The organism is Dietzia sp. B44 (assembly GCF_014145245.1).
GTDB classification, from domain to species: Bacteria; Actinomycetota; Actinomycetes; order Mycobacteriales; family Mycobacteriaceae; genus Dietzia; species Dietzia natronolimnaea.
Window position 1 is genome coordinate 14,966 of record NZ_JAALEF010000511.1, and the last position, 8,273, is coordinate 23,238.

The 8,273-nt window shown below is 65.1% G+C and carries 11 protein-coding genes and 1 pseudogene; 6 read left to right on the forward strand and 6 right to left on the reverse strand.

Annotated features, from left to right (window positions below; translation table 11 throughout):
• Together G6017_RS17065 and G6017_RS15390 are read right to left on the reverse strand one after the other, a co-directional pair.
• Positions 1 to 827 (reverse strand): cytochrome P450 family protein (locus G6017_RS17065; RefSeq protein ID WP_182611319.1); only part of this gene is annotated, 827 nt, incomplete at its 3' end.
• A 17-nt stretch (positions 828 to 844) separates the two neighbouring features.
• Positions 845 to 1,165 (reverse strand): 2Fe-2S iron-sulfur cluster-binding protein, encoded by a 321-nt coding sequence (locus G6017_RS15390; RefSeq protein WP_007628312.1) that lies wholly within the window; start codon positions 1,163 to 1,165, stop codon positions 845 to 847.
• Between the two features lie 121 nt (positions 1,166 to 1,286).
• Between G6017_RS15390 and G6017_RS15395 the strand changes: the two genes are divergently transcribed.
• A complete protein-coding gene (locus G6017_RS15395) occupies positions 1,287 to 2,297 on the forward strand; it encodes an AraC family transcriptional regulator (RefSeq protein WP_069389784.1) in 1,011 nt (336 codons plus the stop codon).
• A 63-nt stretch (positions 2,298 to 2,360) separates the two neighbouring features.
• Here the strand turns inward: G6017_RS15395 and G6017_RS15400 are convergent, their stop codons facing one another.
• The 3 genes from G6017_RS15400 to G6017_RS15410 are packed head-to-tail and all read right to left on the reverse strand — an operon-like array spanning position 2,361 to position 3,957.
• Positions 2,361 to 3,062 carry a transglutaminase-like domain-containing protein gene (locus tag G6017_RS15400; protein ID WP_069389783.1) on the reverse strand — a complete coding sequence of 234 codons (702 nt, stop codon included), beginning with the start codon at positions 3,060 to 3,062 and terminating at the stop codon, positions 2,361 to 2,363.
• Positions 3,059 to 3,289, reverse strand: coding sequence for a hypothetical protein (locus G6017_RS15405; protein WP_176475171.1), 231 nt, complete (start codon positions 3,287 to 3,289; stop codon positions 3,059 to 3,061). The genes G6017_RS15400 and G6017_RS15405 overlap by 4 nt, the downstream gene beginning before the upstream one ends.
• On the reverse strand, positions 3,286 to 3,957 hold the full coding sequence (locus tag G6017_RS15410) for a TetR/AcrR family transcriptional regulator (RefSeq protein WP_235027696.1): 672 nt from the start codon (positions 3,955 to 3,957) through the stop codon (positions 3,286 to 3,288). Before G6017_RS15410 ends, G6017_RS15405 begins: the two co-directional genes overlap by 4 nt.
• Before the next feature lie 96 nt (positions 3,958 to 4,053).
• Between G6017_RS15410 and G6017_RS15415 the strand changes: the two genes are divergently transcribed.
• Entirely contained in the window at positions 4,054 to 5,220 is a 1,167-nt protein-coding gene (locus G6017_RS15415) for an acyl-CoA dehydrogenase family protein (RefSeq protein ID WP_069389782.1), read from the forward strand.
• A gap of 54 nt (positions 5,221 to 5,274) precedes the next feature.
• Here G6017_RS15415 and G6017_RS15420 read toward each other — a convergent pair.
• Positions 5,275 to 5,610 (reverse strand): annotated as a pseudogene (locus G6017_RS15420) (transposase); the annotation flags it as partial.
• Positions 5,611 to 5,689: 79 nt separating this feature from the next.
• Between G6017_RS15420 and G6017_RS15425 the strand changes: the two are divergent.
• From G6017_RS15425 to G6017_RS16395, 4 genes are all read left to right on the forward strand, one after another.
• Positions 5,690 to 5,995 carry a transposase gene (locus G6017_RS15425; RefSeq protein ID WP_069389780.1) on the forward strand — a complete coding sequence of 102 codons (306 nt, stop codon included), beginning with the start codon at positions 5,690 to 5,692 and terminating at the stop codon, positions 5,993 to 5,995.
• 196 nt (positions 5,996 to 6,191) lie between these two features.
• Positions 6,192 to 7,280, forward strand: coding sequence for an IS110 family RNA-guided transposase (locus G6017_RS15430; protein WP_069389779.1), 1,089 nt, complete (start codon positions 6,192 to 6,194; stop codon positions 7,278 to 7,280).
• A gap of 199 nt (positions 7,281 to 7,479) precedes the next feature.
• On the forward strand, positions 7,480 to 7,725 hold the full coding sequence (locus G6017_RS15435; protein WP_228549072.1) for an IS3 family transposase: 246 nt from the start codon (positions 7,480 to 7,482) through the stop codon (positions 7,723 to 7,725).
• Positions 7,726 to 7,854: 129 nt separating this feature from the next.
• Positions 7,855 to 8,273: transposase (locus G6017_RS16395; RefSeq protein ID WP_194307903.1), on the forward strand; the 419-nt coding region annotated here is incomplete at its 3' end.

Here is an 8,273-nt window from a genome sequence, read left to right on the forward strand (position 1 = left end):
GCCTCGTCGCTCTGCAACATGGTGATCAGGTCGAAACCCGGCTCTTCTCCCTCCGCCAGGCGGGCGGCCTTGTCATGCCACAGTGCGCTGAGTCCACGCGCCATGTCGACCATGCCCTTGAACAGCTCGTCGTTGTCGGAGGGCCCTCCATTGGCCTGCTCCATGGAGGTGGCCAGGTCCGACCACTCGACAAGCTTGTGGCGCTGCTCGTAGGGGAAGTCCAGCAAGGTCGCCAGCATGCGCGCGGTGAGCTCGATCGACACCGTCCTCACCCAGTCGAAAGGCTCGTTGACGGGCAGGTTGTCCAGGACGTCCCTGACGCGCTCCCGGATGAGGCCCTCCATCTCGCGCAGGTTCTTGGGAGCCACCACGCCTTGGACGGCGCGCCGTTGAACGTCGTGCCTGGGCGGATCCATGGCGATGAACATGGCGATGTCCATGAACCGCGGCGGCGCCCCGATGACGATCAGGGGCTCGGCGGAGAAGGCCTCGTGGTTCTTGTCCACAGCGATGATGTCGGCGTGCCGCGTCACCGACCAGAACGGCCCGAACGGACTGTTGGGCTGGTAGTGCACCGGGGCCTCGTTACGCAGGCGCTCGAAGTAGGGGGCCCACTGCCCCTGTCGGTACAGGAAGGGGTTGCTGAGGTCGATGTCTTCGAGCGCGAGTTCTTCGACCGGCGGGATCGGGCGTTCGACGAACATCTTCTGCCCGTTCGTGCCCGTCAACCAACGTCGGCTCTTGTCGTAGAGGTGCGCGGCCTGGACCTGGCGATCCAGGGGTATGGCGGCGTCGACCTTCGTCTTCACTGCGTCAGGGATCTTCATCTCGTCAACACCTCCTGTTACATCTGGAATTCAGGCAACTGCACGGTCAAGCCGTCCCATGACCGGGAGACCTGGACTTGGCACGACAGCCGCGACGTCGGCTCTCGCTCGGGGTTCATCGACAGCATCTCCTCCTCCTCCGGGCCGGAGGGGCCGACCTTGGCGGCCCAGGCGGAATCGACGATCACGTGGCAGGTGCCGCATGCGGCCTCTCCGCCGCAGTCACCATCGATGCCCGGAATGGCGTTGTTCGTGGCGACCTGCATCAGCGAGCAGCCCTCCTCGATGGGCGCCTCGTGCTTCTCCCCGTCGTATGACACGAAGGTAACGACTGTCATCTACAACTCCCTCACTATTGACTACGTCATCGACATTTTCTCCAGTATTGTCGTTGATATCGGCGATGACCATGTTGAATCGTGTCATCCTGCTGTGAGATCGGGTCACGTGAGGAGCGCTGTGCAGAGAAGCGAGCCGGGCGTCCCAGCGCTTGCCTTCGCGCAGCTGCTGGCCAGTCCGGCGATCGATCCGGACAGTGCCGAGCAGTTCCGTGCCATCATGGCGCGCGAGGGAACCGGGGAACTGTCTCTGATCCGGACCCAGGAGCAGGCACCGCTGCGGTGGTTTCGCGAGGTCTACCCGGACCTCGATGCCGAGCAGGCAACGAAGCTGGGGATCGCCTGCGCGGAACAGGCCCAGCTCACGTCCTTCGGGCCGTTGAGCGTGCCGCTGGTCAGCGCAGGAACCGTCGCCCAGGTCGTTCAGCTGTTGACCTATCTTCCCGTGATCACCGAGGCCGTCACCACCCAGTCCGATCCCCAGCGCGACGACCTGACGATCCGGCTCACCGGGAACGCGGCAGACCCCGACCTGGACTGTCTCGCCGTCACCTACTGCGGACTCGCCCTCATGCGGTTGGTCGACCGACTGGTCGACGACGCGTCGGAGGTGACCATGCATAGTCGCTGGCCGGAGCCAAGCAGCGGGGCTCGAGAAGCCTGGCCGGGGGCGCGGCTCATCTTCAACGCCCCCCTGTCCTATGTGCACATCCCTGAACGGACGCTACACGCGGCCTGCCGCTTCCCCGACCCAGTCGCCTACGACGTCGCCGTCACCAGCCTCCAGCAGGCGCTCGAACGTCAGGGCGGCAGCCGGGACTTCACCCGCAGGGTGCGGGCACTGCTGGACGACGGGCCAGGGGTGAGGACCATCCAATCGGTCGCGAATGAGTTCTCGATCTCCTCGAGTACCCTGAAACGCCGCCTCGCCGCGGAGGGAACCAGCTTCCGCGAACTCCTCCAGGAGTCACTGCTCGACCGCGCCCGGATACGGCTGCTCGACCGCTCCACGTCTGTCAGTGAGGTCGCCGCCGAACTGGGCTACAGCGACCTCACGAACTTCTCGCATGCCTTCAAAGGATGGACCGGCAGCTCACCGAGCCACTTCCGACGCGCCCACCAGCACCCTTGAGTACCACTTCCGCAGCCCCTAAGAAGGACCGCGCCCGGCGGGAGTGGCTCACCAGGTGCTCCCTTATGAGTCCACGGATCCTTCCGGAGTGGTCTCTCCGGTGGTAGCTGGAGGAGTGAAGGCATCGTCAGGCCCCGCAGCGGCGGTGACCATAGGTCCGTAGGCCTGGTGGAGGGCAGACAGAATGCGGCCCAGGGGGAGGTCGTCGAAGCTACCGTGGTCTCGTACGTACTCCATGTGCCGAGTCCCGTCGGAGGTGAAGGCGTGCATGAGCGCGTCGCTCCGTCCCTCGAATTCGACCGGTGGCACGCCGAATCGTTCGCATAACTCGACATTGAAGGCAGGTGTGGCCTTCAGCCATCGTCCGTCGATGTAGACGCTGCAATAGCCGTGATAGACGAACAGATCCGTTCCACCCATGACGGCTCGTAAGGTGTCGGTCTGCAGATGGTTCCGTACATCGGCGAAGCCGAGTCGGGTAGGGATGCCCGCGGCCCGCAGAACCGCGGCCAGTAGCACCGCCTTGGGCACGCAGTAGGCGCGGCCGGCCTGGAGGACGTGGCTCGCCCGGTAATGCTCAGGATCCTCGGAGACCGAGTAGGGGTCGTACCAGATTTGGTCACGCACTGCAGCAAAGAGCAGGGACGCTCTCTCTCGGGGGCTCGACGCGCCGGCGATCACGTGCTGGGTGAAGTCGCGTACCGAAGCGTGGTCGTGATCGAGGAAGAAGGTCGCCTCAAGGTGCGATCCCGGCGCCGGCGTCATCGCCGCACCGCGGTGTTGACCAGACCGTCAGTCTTGAGCGCTACGGCCGTGCGCGGCCAGCCGGCCGGCTGCTCGCCGGGCACTGCCGAGATGCAGACGTCGGGCATCCGCCGCACCAGGTCACCGACCTCTTCCAGCCACCGGTCGCACACGGGGCGTCGCCGTTCCAACGCGGGACCGCTTCGACGGGCTCGGGGTGCGCCCATTCCGGGCGAGAGGTCCCTCATCGCGCGCTCAACAGAAGGTCGTTGTCCACAGCAACCCCTACGCTCTGGGCGAGATCACGCATGATCAGCCAAACTTGATGGGCGATCCGGGTGGTCACCTCTTCCTTCGACTCATCGTGGTGGTCCAGCCACCAGATGATCCCCGCGTCGACCATGCCCATCAACCCCGCCATCACGCCGTCCGGGGGATCGACCTGTACCTCGGATGTGCGCATGTATGCCGAGGCTGCGGACACCACCTCCCCGAGGAACCGTGTGCGCCCCAACCTGGCCCGGTGCGTCTCCTTGTTCTGCTGGCGCGCCGCCATGAAGCGATACAGGTTGGGATGACCGGCAGCCCATCCGATGGCAGCGCCTATCACGCCTTCGATGATGGTGGGAGCTGTACCGCTCACGCGCATGGCGGGACGAACGGTGTCGATGAGCTGATCAGCCGCGAATCGGAGCACTTCTCGTTCGAGGTCTTCCTTGCTGTCGAAGTGCCGGTAGACGTGAGGCCGCGCAACGCCTGCCCGTTCCGCGATCTGGGCAGTACCGACGCCGGGACCGTACTCCTCGATCGCACGAGCCGCGGCCACCACTATCTGCTCTCGTCGTGCCGACCGGTGCGATTCGTGCGCCGTCGATCGGCGCACCACGGCCGTGTCCACCCACCTCGCAAGATCCACCAGCACATTCTAACCCGAAAGGGACTGGCGCGGTACAGGGTGTACCCGTAGCCTTCGGGTACACCCTGTACCCGGCACATAATCTTTGGAGGACCCATGCCCAGCCGCCGTTCACCCTGGATGAACCAGGACCTCGACGACTTCCGTCAACTCGCCCGGACGTTCTGCGAGAGGGAGATCAAGCCCAACATCGAGCGGTTCATCGAACAGAAGCGCGTCGACCGCGAACTATGGACCCGCGCCGGCGAGCTCGGCCTGTTGTGCGCCTCCGTTCCCGAGGAGTACGGCGGGGGCGGCGGCAACTTCTTCCACGAGGCGATCCTTATCGAGGAGCAGGCCCGCATCGGTGACAGCAGCTGGGGGGCTGCACTCCACAGCGGCATCGTGGCGCACTACCTGCTGCACTACGGCACCGAGGAGCAGAAGCGCGAATGGCTGCCCAAGATGGCCTCCGGCGAGGTCGTGACCGCCATTGCGATGACCGAGCCGGGGACCGGTTCCGACCTCCAGGGAATCAAGACGAAGGCAGTCCGAGAAGGCGACGACTACGTCATCAACGGAGCCAAGACCTTCATCACCAACGGCTACCACGCAGACATGGTGCTCGTCGCCTGCAAGACCAGCCCGGATCAGGCTGCTGCAGGCGTCTCACTGGTCATCGTGCCGACCAGCTCCGAAGGATTTCGGCGCGGCCGTGTCCTCGACAAGATCGGCCTCAAGGGGCAAGACACCTGCGAGCTCTTCTTCGATGACGTACGTGTGCCTTCCAGCAATCTGCTCGGCACCGAGGAGGGGCAGGGCTTCGTCCAGCTCATGATGCAGCTCCCGCAGGAGCGGCTCATCGTCGCCGTCAGTTGCGCCGCGTCGATGGACTTGATGCTGGACCTGACACACGAGTACACACTCACGCGCGAGGCGTTCGGCAAACCGATCTTCGGATTCCAGAACACCAAGTTCAAGCTCGCCGAGGTCGCCACCGAAGCCCGCGTCACCCGCGCCTTCATCGACGAGTGTCTCGACCTGCATGTCAAGAGCGAACTGGACATCCCCACCGCCGCGATGGCGAAGTACTGGAGCTCCGAACGCGCTCAGCAAGTCGCCGACACCTGCCTGCAACTCCACGGCGGCTACGGCTACATGGAGGAGTATCCGATTGCGCGCGCATGGACCGACCTGCGGGTCAGTCAGATCTACGCCGGCACCACCGAGATCATGAAGGAGATCATCGCCCGGTCACTCCCGACACCTGTCATGGGACAGTAGTCCGTACCCGACGCGCACTCGCTCGCTCGGCGAGCACTCCGTCCGCCAGCACGCCTAAACACGTCTCTGGTGGTCCGCATTTGAAGTCTTCTTACGGTTGGCTTTCGCGAGGACTTCGTCGGCGGTTTTCGTCCAGACGAAGGGGTGGGAGCGGTTGTTCCAGCCGTCGATGAAGGTGCGGATCTTGGCGTTGAGGTCCTTGACGGAGGTGAAGAACCCGCGGCGGATGGCCTGGCGTTCGACGATGCCGAACCAGACCTCCACCAGGTTCATCCACGAGGCGTGAGTGGGTGTGAAGTGGACCGTGAACCGTGGATTGTCGGCCAGCCAGGCCTTGACGTTCGCGTGCTTGTGGGCGGCGTAGTTGTCCATCACCAAGTGCAGCTCGGCCGGCTGGCCGTCGGCATCGACGTGCATCGCCCCGGGTTTGATGGAGACATCGATTACCCGGGAAGGGATCATCAGAACCATGGGAGCACCTCGCAAGTACCCGGACGAGCTGCGCGAACGAGCGACGCGGATGGCGTTGGAAGCACTGGCCGACCCCGACCGCTCACACGGTGCGATCGTGCGTGTCGCTGAGCAGCTCGGCGTGCACCGCGAAGCACTACGGGCCTGGGTCCGTAAAGCCCAGGCCGAGGGCCAAGACGCCTCGTCGGTCTCGGCTGATCGCGACGCCCGCCTGGCCCAGCTGGAGAAGGAGAACCGCGAGCTGCGGCGGGCGAACACGATCTTGAAGCAGGCGTCGGCTTTTTTCGCTTCAGTACCACAATGATGATGCCCGGTGGGGTTGGCTCGTTTTTTCGCTGCCATAGGTGGCTTGTCCGCGATGTGCCGCTCCACCGGGTGTGCATCGCTGATCAAGGCCGTGGCCTGATAGGAGCTTGCTCGCTCGTCCTGCCCGACTGAGGCGTGCCCGACCTCGGTCGGCGGTGCCGAACGTACGGCAACGGATCAGAAGGAGGCCCGCGGTGACTGTCATCGGAATTGATGCCCACAAGAACTGGCACACGCTCGTAGCTGTCGACGAGGTCGGCAGGAGGATCGATGTCCTCACAGTCGAGGCCCGGGCGGCCGGGCATCAGAAAATCATGACCTGGCTCGAGCAGTTCGAGGAGGTGATCATTGCGATCGAGAACTGCCGGCACCTGACCCGGCGCCTGGAAGCCGACCTGCTCGACGCCGGGCACAAGGTCGTGCGAGTCCACACCCGGCTGATGGCGGGTATGCGCCGGTCGGGTCGCGAACCCGGCAAGTCCGACCCGATCGACGCAGAGGCCGTGGCACGCGTTGCCCTGCGCGAAAGTGACCTACCGACGGCCGAGTTGCCGGGGCCGGCGCGGGAGATCAAGCTACTGTCCGACCACCGTCGCAGCCTGGTCGCTCGCCGTACCGCATTGCAGTCCAAGGTCCGCTGGTTCCTGCACGAGATCGACCCTGACCTGCAGATACCGTCCCGGGCGCTGCGTCGTTACCATCTTCTCGATGAGCTGATTACCCACCTGGACGGCCTGACCGGGGTCGTGCCGGAGATCGCCCGCGACATCTTGGAGGACATCCGATCGCTCACCCGGCGGATCAACGAGATCGAGAGCCGCCTGAGCAAGCTGGCGCGCGCGAATCATCAGCACCTGCTTGAGGTCCCGGGGCTTGGGGTGCTCGGAGCGGCCATGATCATCGGCGAGACTGCCGGGGTCAGGCGGTTCAAGTCCAAAGACGCCTTCGCCCGTTTTAACGGCACGGCTCCGATCCCAGTGTGGTCTGGCAACAAGGTCCGCGTCAGGCTGTCCCGGGGCGGTAACAGGCGCATCAACACCGCGCTGCACATGGCCGCGGTGACCCAGCTGCGGCTCGGCGGCGAAGGCACCGACTACTACGACAAGCTCATCGCCGCCGGCAAGACCCGAACCGAGGCATTGCGACTGCTCCGCCGCCGGATATCGGACCGGGTGTTCGCAGCGATGCGCGCCGACGAAGCACGGCCCGTGGCCGAGGCCACGTCGCCGCCTCCAACTGCAGCGCCACGCACTCCGATCCCTGCAATTCAGGCGGCGGCGTGAGCGGGGCTTGACATAGGAGCATCGCGGAGCTGGACCGTCCACAGCGCTGAAGGTTGAGTTCATCGACCGCCACAAGGACGAACACGGTGTCCAGCCGATCTGCGACGCACTGTCCGAGACCAGCGCCGCGATCGCGCCTTCGTCCTACTACGCCGCCAAGACCCGACCGCCCTCAGCGCGGTCGGTTCGCGACGCCGAACTGACGGCCGCGATCACCACGATGTACGAGGAGAACTACCACGTGTACGGCGCCCGCAAGATGTGGAAGGAGATGGGACGCGCCGGCCACCAGGTCGCCCGCTGCACCGTCGAACGCCTCATGAGAGCTGAAAGACTCAAGGGGGTCCAGAGGGCCAAGTCGCCGCGCACCACTCGGCCCAAGGCTGAGACCGAGCGGCCCGCTGACCTGGTGGAACGCAAGTTCGTCGCCGAGCGGCCAAATTAACTATGGGTAGCCGACATCACCTACATCCGCACCTACGCCGGGTGGGTGTACCCCTATCCGCCAGACTGAGGTGAGACACCCGGGCTGGCTGGTTGAGAGGCTGGGGCGTGAGGAGAAGGAGAACCCAGCATGACTATCACTGCAACTACTGACGCGGCCCTGGAGGCCTCGCAGCCGACGCCGACGACCTCGACGCAGGAGACGGTTCAGGCCCCGCGGACCGGGCGGCCGGCCCGGCGGACGTTCACGGCCGAGTACAAGCGGCGCATCGTCGCCGAGTACGAGCAGGCCCCGTCCGGGCAGAAGGGCCGCGTGCTGCGCCGAGAGGGCCTCTACGATTCCAGCGTCAAGCAGTGGCGGGCCCAGATCGAAGCGGGAACACTGGGCACCGTGTCCAAGAGAAGGCCCCGGGCTGGCCAGTCGCCGGAGCAGGCGCGCATCGCTGAGCTGGAAAAGCAGATCAGCAAACTCGAGTCAGACGCCGCCCGGAAGGACAAGGTCATCGCCGATCGTGACGCCGCGTTGGAGGTCATGGGAAAAGGTGTCGC